General features: G+C 63.7%; 12 protein-coding genes. 1 reads left to right on the forward strand and 11 read right to left on the reverse strand.

From position 1 onward, the window contains the following. Positions 1-12 precede the first annotated feature (12 nt). The 4 genes from O3300_RS22835 to O3300_RS22850 are packed head-to-tail and all read right to left on the reverse strand — an operon-like array spanning position 13 to position 4,608. Positions 13-1,155 carry an enoyl-CoA hydratase/isomerase family protein gene (locus O3300_RS22835; protein ID WP_305054201.1) on the reverse strand — a complete coding sequence of 381 codons (1,143 nt, stop codon included), beginning with the start codon at positions 1,153-1,155 and terminating at the stop codon, positions 13-15. After that, the gene (locus O3300_RS22840) at positions 1,148-1,933 is read right to left on the reverse strand and encodes an enoyl-CoA hydratase (RefSeq protein ID WP_305054202.1); all 786 of its coding nucleotides are present in this window, start codon (positions 1,931-1,933) and stop codon (positions 1,148-1,150) included. The genes O3300_RS22835 and O3300_RS22840 overlap by 8 nt, the downstream gene beginning before the upstream one ends. Further along, a complete protein-coding gene (locus tag O3300_RS22845; protein ID WP_251351301.1) occupies positions 1,930-3,090 on the reverse strand; it encodes an acyl-CoA dehydrogenase family protein in 1,161 nt (386 codons plus the stop codon). Before O3300_RS22845 ends, O3300_RS22840 begins: the two co-directional genes overlap by 4 nt. A 9-nt stretch (positions 3,091-3,099) precedes the next feature. Next, the gene (locus O3300_RS22850) at positions 3,100-4,608 is read right to left on the reverse strand and encodes a CoA-acylating methylmalonate-semialdehyde dehydrogenase (RefSeq protein WP_251351302.1); all 1,509 of its coding nucleotides are present in this window, start codon (positions 4,606-4,608) and stop codon (positions 3,100-3,102) included. A gap of 158 nt (positions 4,609-4,766) precedes the next feature. Between O3300_RS22850 and O3300_RS22855 the strand changes: the two genes are divergently transcribed. After that, complete coding sequence (locus tag O3300_RS22855) at positions 4,767-6,149, forward strand: short-chain fatty acyl-CoA regulator family protein (RefSeq protein WP_305054203.1); 1,383 nt, start codon at positions 4,767-4,769, stop codon at positions 6,147-6,149. A 1-nt stretch (position 6,150) separates the two neighbouring features. Here the strand turns inward: O3300_RS22855 and O3300_RS22860 are convergent, their stop codons facing one another. Genes O3300_RS22860 through O3300_RS22890 form a run of 7 tightly spaced genes read right to left on the reverse strand, consistent with a single transcriptional unit; the run spans position 6,151 to position 13,091 of the window. Further along, on the reverse strand, positions 6,151-7,221 hold the full coding sequence (locus tag O3300_RS22860) for an adenosine deaminase (RefSeq protein ID WP_305054204.1): 1,071 nt from the start codon (positions 7,219-7,221) through the stop codon (positions 6,151-6,153). Between the two features lie 28 nt (positions 7,222-7,249). Further along, positions 7,250-8,194 (reverse strand): nucleoside hydrolase, encoded by a 945-nt coding sequence (locus O3300_RS22865; protein ID WP_305054205.1) that lies wholly within the window; start codon positions 8,192-8,194, stop codon positions 7,250-7,252. A gap of 19 nt (positions 8,195-8,213) precedes the next feature. Further along, positions 8,214-9,245 carry an ABC transporter ATP-binding protein gene (locus tag O3300_RS22870; RefSeq protein ID WP_099666258.1) on the reverse strand — a complete coding sequence of 344 codons (1,032 nt, stop codon included), beginning with the start codon at positions 9,243-9,245 and terminating at the stop codon, positions 8,214-8,216. Positions 9,246-9,258: 13 nt separating this feature from the next. After that, entirely contained in the window at positions 9,259-10,038 is a 780-nt protein-coding gene (locus O3300_RS22875) for an ABC transporter permease (protein WP_035822719.1), read from the reverse strand. Continuing rightward, the gene (locus O3300_RS22880) at positions 10,035-10,874 is read right to left on the reverse strand and encodes an ABC transporter permease (RefSeq protein ID WP_099666257.1); all 840 of its coding nucleotides are present in this window, start codon (positions 10,872-10,874) and stop codon (positions 10,035-10,037) included. The genes O3300_RS22875 and O3300_RS22880 overlap by 4 nt, the downstream gene beginning before the upstream one ends. A 21-nt stretch (positions 10,875-10,895) precedes the next feature. After that, positions 10,896-11,918, reverse strand: coding sequence for an ABC transporter substrate-binding protein (locus tag O3300_RS22885; protein ID WP_251351306.1), 1,023 nt, complete (start codon positions 11,916-11,918; stop codon positions 10,896-10,898). A gap of 57 nt (positions 11,919-11,975) precedes the next feature. Beyond that, on the reverse strand, positions 11,976-13,091 hold the full coding sequence (locus tag O3300_RS22890; protein WP_305054206.1) for a porin: 1,116 nt from the start codon (positions 13,089-13,091) through the stop codon (positions 11,976-11,978). Positions 13,092-13,166 lie beyond the last annotated feature (75 nt).

A 13,166-nucleotide genomic window follows, 5' to 3' on the forward strand; every position in this document is an offset into this window, starting at 1 on the left:
CCTGTTGTTCTTTTAATGTAGGTCGCGCAAAGGATGGCTATCCCACGGCGCCGTGAAATATCCATTGAGATACGCGTCGCCGACGCCGGCCAGGCTGGCCGGCTGCCACTGCGGCGCGTTGTCCTTGTCGATCAGCAAGGCGCGCACGCCTTCGCTGAAGTCCGCATGGGCGCAGCACTGCACGGCAACGATCAATTCCAGCTGGAACACTTGCGCCAAACTCATATGGCGCGTGCGTACACGCATGGCCCAGACCAGGGCGGCGGAACTGGGCGCGCCCTTGTGCAGCGAGTGGGCCGCCTTTTGCAGCCAGGCCGAATCGCCGTCATACGCGGCGATGGCGGCCACCACTTCGGGCAAGGTGGGCGCTTGCGTCAGCGCGGCGATGGCGTCGAAGTTGGCGCGCACTTCGGACACGGGCAGCAAGGACGCGGGAGCCGAGAAGCCGCGCAGCAAGCGGTCCAGCTGCTCGCTGTTCGCCTGCGGGCTGGCTTGCCATTGCGCCAGCGCCAGCGCGTCCAGCACCATGTTCCGCTCTTCCTGGCGCAGGAAATAGTCGCCCAGCCCCGCAAACAGGGCGTCAGCCGCGTTCATCGGTGCCCCCGTCAGCCCCAGGAACAGGCCGCTGCGGCCCGGCATGCGGCCCAGGAACCAGCTGCCGCCCACGTCCGGGAACAAGCCGATCGTGATTTCCGGCATGGCGATGCGCGTGCCTTCCGTCACGACGCGGTGGCTGGCGCCCGCCATCAGCCCCAGGCCGCCGCCCATGACGATGCCGCCGCCCCACACCAGCAGCGGCTTCGCATACGTGTGGATGCGGTGGTCGAGCCGGTATTCCTCGGCAAAGAAGGCCAGCGCCTGCGGGTTCGGCACGACACCCGCTTGCTCGACGACGGCCGAACGCAGGCTGCGCACGTCGCCGCCCGCGCAGAAGGCCTTGTCGGTCGACGATTGCAGCACCACGCAGGCGATGGCCTCGTCACCGGCCCAGCGCACGAGGGCGCCATCGATGGCGCGTATCATGTCCAGGGTCAGCGCGTGCAAGGACTTTGGCGCATCGAGGGTGATGACGCCCAGCTTCATGCCGCCGGGACAGTCGCGCTCTTCTATCTTGACGGTCTCAACCAAGGTTTCAGCCACAGTATTTTCAGCCATTCTTCCACTCCGCCGGACGTTTTTCCAGGAACGCTTGCACGCCTTCTTTCTGGTCTTGCGTATCGAACAGGCCGAGGAACAGGGTGCGTTCATCGGGCAGGGACGCGACGAGCGGATGGCTGCGCGCGCCCTGGATCAGGGTCTTGCACGCCGTCACGCTGCTGGGGCTTTGACGGGCCACCTTGGCGGCCAAGGCCAGCGCCGTGGCGGCAGCCTTGCCGGTTGGCACGACTTCCTCGACGAGGCCGATGGCCAGGGCCTTGGCCGCATCGACCCGCTCGCCGCACAGAATCATGCGCTTGGCCCAGCCTTCGCCCACCAGCCACGGCAAATGCTGCGTGCCGCCCGCGCACGGCAGCAGGCCGACGGACGCTTCCGGCAAGGCCATCTGCGCGTGTTCCTCGGCAATGCGGATATCGCACGCCAGCGCACACTCAAGCCCGCCGCCCATGGCATAGCCATTGATGGCGGCGATGCTGACGCCGCGAAACGCGGACAGCGCCTCGAACGCCTCGCCAAACGCGGCGGCCATGGCGAACGCCGTGTCCTTGTTGCCGTCAGCAAACACTTTCAGATCGGCGCCGGCCGAGAAGAACTTGGCGCCGCCGCCCGTGATCACGAGCGCATACACGTCCGGGTCGGCATTCAGGTCGGCCACCAGGTCTCTCAGCGCATTCAGGCTGGCCAGGGTCCACGTGTGGGCGGGCGGGTTGTCGAGGGTCACCAGGGCCGTATGGCCACGGCGTTCCAGCAGCAGATTGGTATACACTTTGGTCATCGTAAGGTCTCCGTGGCGCCGTCTTTCAAGATCGCTCGCGCGACGATCAGGCGCATGATTTCATTCGTCCCTTCCAGGATCTGGTGCACCCGCGTGTCGCGCACGTGGCGCTCGAGCGGATACTCGCGGATATAGCCGTAGCCGCCATGCAATTGCAACGCATCGTTGGCCACATTGAAACCCACATCCGTGGCGAAACGTTTTGCCATAGCGCAATATGCCGTGGCGTCCGGGCTTTCCTGGTCCAGTTTCCAGGCAGCCAGGCGCACCATCTGGCGCGCCGCCACCAGTTCCGTCAGCATGTCGGCCAGCTTGAATTGCAGGGCCTGGAACTGGGCCAGCTCGCGGCCGAACTGCGTGCGCTCCTTCATGTACGCCTGCGCCCGTGTGAGGGCCGCCTGCGCCGTGCCCACCGAGCACACGGCGATATTGATGCGTCCGCCATCGATGCCCTTCATGGCGATGGCAAAGCCTTCGCCTTCCGCGCCCAGCAAGTTGCCAACAGGCACTTTCACCTGGTCGAAGCTGATGATGCGCGTGGGCTGGCTGTTCCAGCCCATCTTTTCTTCTTTCTTGCCATACACGATGCCGGGCAAATTCGCCGGCACGGCAAACGCGGAAATGCCGGCCGCGCCCTCGCCGCCCGTGCGCGCCATGACGATCAGCATATCCGTCTGGCCCGCGCCGGAAATGAAGGCCTTCGTGCCGTCGAGAACATAAAAATCGCCCTCTTTCACTGCCTTGGTGCGCAGGGAGGCCGCGTCGGAGCCTGATTGCGGTTCCGTCAGGCAATAGCTGGCCAGCTTCTGGCCGGCCGCCAGGGCCGGCACCCACTCGTCGCACAGGGCTTCCTGCCCCCAGCGCGACAGCATCCAGGTGGCCATGTTGTGGATCGTGATGTAGGCCGTGGTCGAGGTGCAGCCGCCGGCCAGCTCCTCGAAGACGATGGCCGCATCCTGGCGGGACAGGCCCAGGCCGCCCCAGCGCTGCGGCGTGTACAGGCCGCAAAAGCCCATCTCGCCCGCCTTGGCGATGGTTTCCACCGGGAAAATCGATTCCGCATCCCAATGCGCCGCGTGCGGCGCCAGTTCGCCTTCGGCAAACGCGCGCGCCGCCTGCTGGAACTCGCGCTGCTCGTCGCTCAGTTCAAAGTCCATGCCGGCTCCTTATTTGAGGCTGATGGTGGTGTTGACCTTGCCCACCGAGGCCGCGTCCGTGAACCAGCGCTGGGTAATCGTCTGCGTCTGCGTATAGAACAGCACGACTTGCTTGCCGAACGGGCCCAGGTCGCCCAGTTTCGAGCCGCGCGAACCCGTAAAGCTGAACAGGGGAACGGGCACGGGGATGGGCACGTTGATGCCCACCTGGCCCACGTCGATTTCTTCCTGGAAATAACGGGCGGCCGCGCCGCTTTGCGTGAACAGGGCAGTGCCATTGCCGTTCGGATTCGCATTCACCAGGGCAATCGCTTCATCCAGGGTATCGACTTCGACGACGATCAGGACGGGGCCAAAGATTTCCTGGTCATATACGACCATGCCGGGTTTGACGCCAGACAGAATCGTCGGTCCGACGAAGTTGCCGTTCGGATAGCCATCGACCTTCACGTCGCGGCCATCAAGCGTCAGCACGGCGCCCTGCTCGATGCCCTTGGCGACGAGGCTGTGCACGCGATCCTTGGCTGCGCAGGAAATGACAGGACCCAGGTCCGGATTGTCCTTGCCCGCGCCCACCGTCAGGGTTTGCGCCTTGGCCGCCAGTTCCGGCAGCCAGTCGCGCGCTTCGCCCACAAGCACGGCGACGGACGCCGCCATACAGCGCTGGCCGGCGGCGCCGAAGCCTGCGCCCAGCAACTGGTTCAGGGTTTGTTCTTTATTTGCATCCGGCAAGACGACGGCGTGGTTCTTGGCGCCCATCATGCATTGCGCGCGCTTGCCGTTCAGGCTGGCGCGCTGGTACACGTGCGTGCCCACCTTGCTCGAACCCACGAACGAAATCGCCTTGATGTCCGGATGGTCGCACAGGGCATTGACCACGTCTTCGCCGCCGTGAATCACGTTCAGCACGCCGGCCGGGATGCCCGCCTGCAAGGCCAGGCGCACGAGTTTTTCCGTCACCAGCGGATCTTGCTCCGATGGTTTCAGCACGAAAGTATTGCCGCAGGCAATTGCCATCGGGAACATCCACAGGGGGATCATGGCGGGGAAATTGAACGGGGTAATGCCCGCGCACACGCCCAGCGGCTGCATCACGCTGTAGGTATCGACGCCGCCGGCCACGTTTTGCGCGTATTCGCCCATTTGCAGGGTGCCGATATTGGCCGCATGTTCCACCACTTCCAGGCCGCGGAAGACGTCGCCTTCCGCGTCGAGCAGGGTCTTGCCCTGTTCCATCGTCAGGGTGGCGGCCAGGTCGGCCATGTTTTCACGGATCAATTGCTGCAATTTGAGGAAAATGCGGGCGCGCGCGCCGATCGGCGTCTTGCGCCAGGTCTTGAAGGCGCGCTGGGCAGAGGCGATGGCGGCGTTGACTTCCTCCGGCGTGGCGAACGGCACACGGGCCAATACTTCCTGCGTGGCAGGGTTGACGACGTCGCGCCAGACGGTGGTGGTCGATTCGACCCACTCGCCGTTGATCAGCAGTGGAACGGTAGGGATGGAAGTTTGCGTGGTCACTCGGTGTCTCCTCATTGGGGGTATAGGTCTGTTTGCATTATTCGCACAATACGGGCAGCAAACAAGGCGTGAAAATGCGAGATAATGCAAAGCTGAATCTGTTAATCTGCAAAGATTGTAAATTTGCAGACTCCACAAACCGGGGAAGGAGAAGCGCGATGGCAAAGGTTTTCATGGGCGTGCGCCTGCAACGCCTGCGCGAGGAACGGCGCATGACGCAGGTGGCGCTGGCCAAGTCCCTGGGCATTTCGCCCAGCTACCTGAACCAGATGGAGCGCAACCAGCGCCCGCTGACGGTGCCCATTTTGCTGCGCATCGGCAGCGTGCTGGGGGTCGATCCGCAAATCTTTTCCGAACACGACAGCGCCAGCCTGGTGGCCGACGTGCGCGACGTGTTCGGCGAATTGCCCGACGCGCCGCCCACCTCGATGGCGGAACTCAAAATGCTGGTGGAAAACATGCCGGAACTGGCCCGCTCGATTTTGCTCTTGCAGCGGCGCTACCGGGTGATGGCGGAACGGGCCGACACGCTGGCCGCGCGCCTCGACGATGGCAGCCGCGGCGCCAGCTCGGCGGCGCCGTCCACGGACGAGGAAGTGCGCGAATACCTGAACCGGCGGCAAAATTACATCGATGAGCTGGACCGGGCGGCGGAGCGGGTGGCGGGAGAACTTGACCCGCAGCTGCGCACGCTCGATGCACTGCAAGGCCGCTTGCTGGATCGCCACGGCATCCGAGTGCAACTGTCCGATGGCGACGCGGGCATGGTGCGCAAGCATCGCTATGACGCCCAGCAACACATATTATGGCTGCCCGACACCCTGACGGGCGGCCAGCGCGCCTTCCAGATGGCGGCGCAGATCAGCCTGCTCGAGCACAGCGAGCTGATCGACGCCCTCGTGCTGACGGCGGGATTCTCCGGCGCGGCCGCGCAAACGAGCGCGCGCCTGGCCTTTTCCAATTATTTCGCCGGCGCCCTGCTGATGCCTTACCAGCGCTTCCTGCAGGCGGCGGAAACGCGCGCCTACGATATCGAGCGGCTGGCGCACCAGTTCGGCGTGGGTTTCGAAGCCGTATGCCACCGCCTGAGCACCATGCAGCGTCCCGAGGCGGCGGGACTGCCGTTTTTCTTCGTGCGCGTCGACCGCGCCGGCAATGTCTCGAAGCGCCAGTCGGCCACGGACTTCCATTTTTCCAGGGTGGGCGGCACGTGCCCGCTGTGGATCGTCTACGACGCCTTCAGCCATCCGGGCCAGGTACTGACGCAGGTGGCCAGCATGCCGGACGGCTGCACCTATCTGTGGATTGCGCGCCAGGTCAGCACGGCCTCACCCGGCTTCCGGGCACCGGGCAAGACCTTTGCCGTGGCGCTGGGCTGCGACATCTCGCAGGCGCACCGGCTGATCTATTCGAAGGGACTCGATTTGCACGACCCCACCAGCGCCACGCCCATCGGCACGGGCTGCAAGGTGTGCGAGCGGCAAAGCTGCCCGCAGCGGGCATTTCCATCGCTGCTGGCACCGCCGCCAGCGTCCGCCTGACTTACTCGACGACCCGGGCGCGCAGCGCGTCGAATTCACGCGCAAATTGCGCGCGCCAGTCGCGCCGCGTGGATTCGGCTATCCAGGCCGCGTCCAGGCCATTGAGCATGAAGCCGCGCATGTCGTTCAGGCCGAAGCCGAATTCGCGCATCATCATCCAGGCGCCCGTCGGCGTCACGTGGTGCAGGGTCGGGTCGTCCGTATTCGGATGCAGTTTCAGGCCCAGCTTGGCCATGGCGCGGATCGGGTGGTCCAATGCCCAGCGCTCGGGCGCCAGGGTGCGCAGATAGTAGGAATTGGTCGGCACGACCGTAAATACGAGGCCCCGCTCCACGCAGCGCTGCGCCAATTGAGGATTATCAACAATCGTGTAGCCATGGTCGACCCGGTCCACCTGCAACTGCTCGATGGCCGTCTCCACGTTCATCCACGGCATGCCGAATTCGCCCGCGTGCGCCGTGCACTTGAAGCCGGCCTCGCGCGCGGCGCGGTAGGCTTCGATGAAGAGTTCTGGCGGGCGGTCGTTTTCGCGGTAATCGATGCCGATGCCGATGACTTCCGGCGCGCGGTAAGCCTTCATCCATTCCACCATCTGCACGGCTTCGGCGGGACTCGCTTCGCGGTCGATGCTGGGGATCAGGCGGCCGATCACGCCGAAATCGCGCTGCGCGTCGCGGATGGCGGCCACGATGGCGTCTTGCGCCGCGTCATAGCGGATGCCCGACACGCGCACGGTGCCGGTGGGGTTCCAAAAGAATTCCGCGTAGCGCACGCCGTGGCCATGCACGTCTTCCAGGTATTCGTAGGCAAGGCAATACAGGTCTGTCGGCGAGACGATCAGGTGCGCGTCGAGCGCGCGCAGCACGCGCAGCACGCCGACAGGCTTGTCGCCGCGCGTGTAAAACGCGTCGATTTCCTCGGGAGTGACGACATTGCCCGTCTTGGCGGCCAGCGCACGGAAAGTGGCTTGCCGCACCGTGCCGAACAGGTGGCAATGCAGCTCCACTTTCGGCATGGCGCGTAAAAACTGTTCGATGCTCAGGGCAGGCAGGGTGTCGGCAGGATGACTCATGAAGCTCGCTTCGTTAGTGGAAAAAGGGTCAGACGAGAATGGCGGCCAGGCGGCGCATCAGGCGCTCGATGGCGGCCGGGCCGTCGGCCAGCATCGCCACTTGCGTGTTGATGGGTGCGCGGCGCGGCACGCGGAACTCGCACACCGTCATGCCGCGCGTCAGTTCGCCCGTCAATTCGATGGCCACGTGGGCGCTCTGGAACTGGAACAGCTGCGGCGCTTCCAGGTACAGGGCCACCACGGGGTCGTACATCGGCATGGGCACGGAACCGTCGGCACTGCGGATGCGTACATACGCTTCCAGGTAGCCGGCCAGACGCTGCGCGCGCGGCGTGCCGATGGCGCGCAGCTGCTCCACTTCCACGTTCGTCACCAGCAGCTGGCGGCACAGGTTCAAGCCGAACATGCGCAGCGGGATGCCGGCCTGGAAGACCTGGGCGGCCGCTTCCGGATCCGCATAGATATTGAATTCCGCCGCCGCCGTGTGGTTGCCCTGGTCGGTCGAGCCGCCCATCAGGATGATTTCGACGATTTTTTCCGCGATGTCCGGCGCGCGGGTCAAGGCTGTCGCCAAGTTCGTCATCGGCGCGATCGCCATGATGGTGATCTGGCCAGGATACTTGCGCACGGCGGCGATCAGCGCGTCGACGGCGTGGCCGGCAGCGTCGCTGGCGGCGCCGGGCGGCAGGATCTCGCCCGTCGTCGGCATGCCGCTGTCGCCGAGGATGCGCTGCGCCGTTTCGATGACGCCGGCCAGCGGCTCTTCGCAGCCGCGGTAGATCGGCACCGTCAAGCCATCATGGGCCTTGATGCGCAAGGCGTTGTCGTAGGTGATGTCGACGGGCGCATTGCCCGCCACCACGCTCACGCCCAGCCACTCGATATCGGGATTGCTGCCCAAGAGCAACATCGTCAGCCAGTCGTCGAAACCGGGATCGGTATCGAGCCAGATCTTTTTCAAGGATTGGGTCATGATGCTTTCCAGTAAGAAATTACGCGCCCAGCCACAGGGCGCTGTCGGACGGCAGCACGAAGGAGACGGCCGTGCCTTCGCGCCAGGCGGCGCCGCCGGCCGCGCAAATGCCCTTGACCTGGCCCAGCGGCGTTTGCAGCAGGTATTCGACGGTGTCGCCGAGGAAGCCCCGCGCCAGCACGGTACCCGGGTATTGACCGGCCGCGTCGTCGGGCGCGCAGACGCGCACCTTGTCCGGACGCCAGCCCAGCACCGTGGTGCCGGCCGCGACGGGCGATGTGTACGGCAGGCTGGCGCCCGCATGGTGCAGCGCGCCGTCGCGGTAGTCGAACAGGTTCTCGAAGCCCATGAAGTTGGCCACGAAGCGCGTCGACGGCGTATTGAAGACGGCTTCCGGCGCGGCCAATTGCTCGATGCGCCCGCCATTCATGACGACGATGCGGTCGGACAGCGCCAGCGCTTCTTCCTGGTCATGCGTGACATACAGCATGGTGATGCCCAGCTCGCGCTGGATGCGGCGCAGTTCGGCGCGCATCTGCACGCGCAGCTTGGCGTCCAGGTTCGACAGCGGCTCGTCGAGCAGCAGCAGGGCCGGTTCGACGACGATGGCGCGCGCCAGCGCCACGCGCTGCTGCTGGCCGCCGGACATCTGCGCCGGCAGGCGCGTTTCAAAACCCGTCAGGCCGACGGCGGCGATCACCGCTTCCACCTTCGTTTTCAGCAAAGCTGGCGCGACCTTGCGCAAGCGCAAACCGAAAGCGATGTTGTCGTATACATTCAAGTGCGGGAACAGCGCGTACGACTGGAAGACCATGCCGATATTGCGCTTGTTCGGCGCCAGCTTGCCGATTTCGCGGCCGTCGAGCACGATGCGGCCCGACTGCAGCGGCATCAGGCCGGCGATGGCGCGCATGGTGGTGGTCTTGCCGCAGCCGCTGGGGCCCAGCAGGGAAATCAGTTCGCCCTGCTCGACGTGCAGGTCCAGGTCTTTCACGGACGTCGTGTTCTTGGCGTAGCCGAGGTTCAGCTTGTGCAGTTCCAGATAACTCATGGTGTGTTGCCTCTTACATGTATTTAGAAATGCCCAGCACCTTCTCGGTCACCATCACGAAGGCCATGGTGAACAAGACCAGCAAGGTCGACAGGGCAGCGATCGACGGATCGAAACTGTTTTCCATATGTCCCAGCATCTCGATCGGCAAGGTGCTGATACCCGGGCCCGTCAAGAACAGCGAGACGGGCACCTGGTTGAACGAGGTGACGAAGGCGAGGAAGAAGGCGGCGATCACGGCGTTGCGGATATTCGGCAGCACGATCATGAAGAACGCGCGCAAACGCGACGCGCCCAGCGTGATGGCGGCATCCTCGATATCGACGCGCAAGTTCACCAGGCTGGCGTACACGACGCGCACCGAGTACGGAATCAGCAGCGCGATATGGCCGATCAAGAGTCCCACGTAGACGGGCGCATTGATGGTCAGCACCAGGTGGTGCAGCAAGCCCAGGCCCACGAGGATGGCGGGAATGATCAGCGGCGACGTCAGTATCTGCCGGATGGCGCCGATGCCCGGCGGCGGCATGCGCGAAAACGCATACGCGACGGGAATGCCCAGCAACAGCGCGATGACGGTGGCAATCAGGCCGATTTCCAGGCTGGTCTGGAAGGCGCGGCGGAACTCGGGCGCCGACCACACTTCCAGAATCCAGCGCAGCGAATACGACTCGGGCGGGAACGCCAGGGTTTCGCCGCCGGAAAAACCGGCCAGCACGACGATGGCGAAGGGCCCCAGCAGGAACAGGAATACCAGCCATAAAACGGCACGTGAAAACAGGCTTTCTTTCATACGGAACTCCGGCTAGAGGAAATACGTTTAAGGCCGGCATTCACCAGCAAGGTCATGCAGACGAGGATGACGGCGATGACATTCGCCGCGCCGAAATCGCTCTCCACGCTGACCTTTTGGTACAGCAGGGTTTCCAGCATCAGCACCTTGGTGCCGCCCAGCAGGGCCGGCGTCACATAGGCCGTCACGCAGCCCGTAAACACCAGGGTGCCGCCGACGACCAGGCCTTCCTGCGTCAGCGGCAGGGTGACCTTGCAAAACACTTGCCATGGATTGGCGCCCAGGGTGGCGGCAGCCGGTTCCACGTCGCGCGGCAGGTTTTCCAGCGCGCCCGCCAGCGACATCAGCATCAGCGGCAGCAGCAGTTGCAGCAGGCCGACAAACACGGCGAACTCGCTGAACAGCAGGCGCAGGGGCTCTTCCGTCAAGCCCATGTTGACCAGCGCCGCGTTGACGGCGCCATTGCGGCCCAGCAGCACGATCCAGGCGTAGGTACGCGCAATCGGCGAGACCATCAGCGGCAGGATCATCATGCCCACCACCAGGCCGCGCCACTTCGGCGACACGCGCGCCACGGCTTGCGCGGCCGGGTAGCCGAGGATGATGGAAGCGAGCGTCACCAGCGCGGCGATGCGCAGCGTGCGCCAGAAGATGGTGCGGTTGAACTCTTGCGAAAAGAATTCGACGAAGCGGTCCACGCCCCACTGCATGCCGTCGCCGACGCGGAAGGCGTCGACCAGCAAGGCCAGCACGGGCAACAGGAAGCAGACAACGATAAAGATCAGCGCCGGCAGGACCAGCAGCAATCCCAGGCGCTTTTTTGGATCAGCAAACATGGTGTTTTCTCCTCGTCACCACTATTTGCTCATGGCCTTGTTCCACTGCGTCATCCAGTTGCTGCGCTGCTTGATGATGGTTTCCGGTTTGACGAATTTCAGCGAATTGATCTGGTCGGCGCCATAGGTGTTGAATTGCGCGGCAGCCACGGACAGGCGCACGTCCTTGTTGACGGGCGAGTCGACCAGGTTGGTCGCCAGCTGCGTCTGCACTTCCTTGGACAGCCAGAAATCCATCAGCTGGTACGCCAGGTCCGCATTCTTCGAGCCAGCAACGATGCCCATCACGTTCATGCCGGCCGCCTGGCCTTCGGTCGGGATGCTCCATTTCAGGGGCAGGCCAGTCTTGAGCATTTGCGACCAGGTGAAGCGCGCCACGGGCGCGGCCCAGATTTCATCCTGGGCAAACAGGGCGGCCAGCTGCGCGCTGTTTTTCGAGAACGTGACGACGTTGCCCTTCATGCCGACGATCTTGGCAAAGCCGGTGGCGTAATCGTCCGTCTTGCCGCCCCAGGCCGCATCGGCCATGCGCAGCATCAACGGGCCCTGCGTGGTGCTCACGTCGGGGAAGGCCACGCGGCCCTTCAGTTCGGGGCGCCACAGGTCCTTCCAGGACGTCAGCGGGGCGATCTTGTCGCTGCGGTACACCAGGCCGACCGAATACAGGGTGTAGCCGACGGCGAAATTGCCGCCGACGGGGTTTTTCGCCACGTCGTACAGGGCTTTGTAATTGCTCAGCTTGGAGTAATCCATGGGCTGGATCACGCCCTTTTGCGCCGCTTCCAGCATGCCGGAATCGGACAGCAGCACCAGGTCGATCACCGGATTCTTGGCGTGCACCACCAGCTTGGCGATGCGGTCCGCATTATTCCCCGTTTCCACCTTGATATCGCAACCGCATTTGGCCTTGAACGGCTCGTACACATACTTCATGAACAAGGGCTGGGCAATCGGGTAGGCCGAAATGACCAGCTCGCGTTTTTCCGCGTGGGCGGCGTTGGCCAGCAAGCCTAGGCTCAACGCCAACATGAGGTGCTTTTTCAAGATGCTTCCTTTCAGGGGACGGCGCTGCGGGACAGCGCCTGTAAAGATGAATCAGACTCAGAAATAATGTCGCATGCCGACGATCAGCACGCTTTGCGTCTTGCCGCCCGAGGCGCCGAAGCCGAACACGCGCGCGAACGTCGCATCGCCGGCCGCTTTCTGGTAGCTCCAGGTGATGGCGACATCGGTGCGCTTGGACAGGAAGTAATCGGCCTGGAAGTTGACCTGATGCCATTTCGGCGTCTTGTTGATCACGTCATATTTTCCGGTGGTAAAGAAATACGACGCGCCCAGGTTCAACGCTTCCGTCAGCTTGTGGTTCACGTTCAAGTCCACGTTTTGCAGGGTCAGGTTGCTTTGATCCAGGTAGTGGTAGCGCACGTTGGTGTACAGCGCGCCGAACTTGGTCCTGCCCACATTATAAAAGCCTCCCGTGCCGGCGATGGCCTGGCTGTCCACGCCCGCGCCCTTGACGGCGCTCTTGTTGAAGATCAACAGGGAACTGCCGTAGTCGTTGCCGATGGCGCCATTCGGCGCGTCCGGGCTGTTCGGGCGATCCATCTTGGTGTAGGCGACGGCCCAGCTGAAGGCATCGACCTTGTAGCCGGCGCCCATGCTGTAGACGCGGTTGCGGTTGGAATCTGCCGGATTTTCGCTGAAACCGTACAAACCCGTAAACGACAGGTTGCTGATGTTCGGGCTGACGTACTTGACGGCATTTTGCACGCGCAGGTTGTTGTAGCCATTGTCGTTGTCGCCGATGTGCACGCCGTTACTGGCGATGACCACAGGACCCAGCAAGTCCTTGACGGCTTCGTACTGGCGGCCCAGGGTCAGGGTGCCCTTGTCGTTGCTCGACAGGCCCACATACGACTGGCGACCGAACAGACGGCCGCTTTGCGAGGCCGTGCCCGTCATGACGTTAAAACCGTTTTCCAGCGCGAAGATGGCCTTGGTGCCGTTGCCCAGGTCTTCCTGGCCACGGAAACCGATGCGGGGATTCTGATTCGTGCCGCTCAGCGCATGCGTGCGGCTGCCGTTACCCTCATCCGATACATAGCCGATACCGGCCGACAGCAAGCCATACACTTGCACGCTGCTTTGCGCCTGCGCCGCGCCCTGCGCCGCCAGCAAGCCCCCAACTACCATCGTTCCAGTCATCCATTTGTTCATCGCCGCCGCCCTAAAAAGAATAAACCCTGAGTTTTTTTGGAATTATTTTATTGATGCGTCCCTTGCCTGGCGCAC

This window comes from Janthinobacterium sp. SUN206 (assembly GCF_030587305.1).
GTDB lineage: Bacteria > Pseudomonadota > Gammaproteobacteria > Burkholderiales > Burkholderiaceae_D > Janthinobacterium > Janthinobacterium kumbetense.

Excerpts from the sequence above, each read along its gene's own strand:
- O3300_RS22835 (WP_305054201.1), bottom strand. The coding sequence starts at position 1,155 with ATGGCTGAAAATACTGTGGCTGAAACCTTGGTTGAGACCGTCAAGATA.
- O3300_RS22840 (WP_305054202.1), bottom strand. The coding sequence starts at position 1,933 with ATGACCAAAGTGTATACCAATCTGCTGCTGGAACGCCGTGGCCATACG.
- O3300_RS22845 (WP_251351301.1), bottom strand. The coding sequence starts at position 3,090 with ATGGACTTTGAACTGAGCGACGAGCAGCGCGAGTTCCAGCAGGCGGCG.
- O3300_RS22855 (WP_305054203.1), top strand. The coding sequence starts at position 4,767 with ATGGCAAAGGTTTTCATGGGCGTGCGCCTGCAACGCCTGCGCGAGGAA.
- O3300_RS22860 (WP_305054204.1), bottom strand. The coding sequence starts at position 7,221 with ATGAGTCATCCTGCCGACACCCTGCCTGCCCTGAGCATCGAACAGTTT.
- O3300_RS22865 (WP_305054205.1), bottom strand. The coding sequence starts at position 8,194 with ATGACCCAATCCTTGAAAAAGATCTGGCTCGATACCGATCCCGGTTTC.
- O3300_RS22870 (WP_099666258.1), bottom strand. The coding sequence starts at position 9,245 with ATGAGTTATCTGGAACTGCACAAGCTGAACCTCGGCTACGCCAAGAAC.
- O3300_RS22875 (WP_035822719.1), bottom strand. The coding sequence starts at position 10,038 with ATGAAAGAAAGCCTGTTTTCACGTGCCGTTTTATGGCTGGTATTCCTG.
- O3300_RS22880 (WP_099666257.1), bottom strand. The coding sequence starts at position 10,874 with ATGTTTGCTGATCCAAAAAAGCGCCTGGGATTGCTGCTGGTCCTGCCG.
- O3300_RS22890 (WP_305054206.1), bottom strand. The coding sequence starts at position 13,091 with ATGAACAAATGGATGACTGGAACGATGGTAGTTGGGGGCTTGCTGGCG.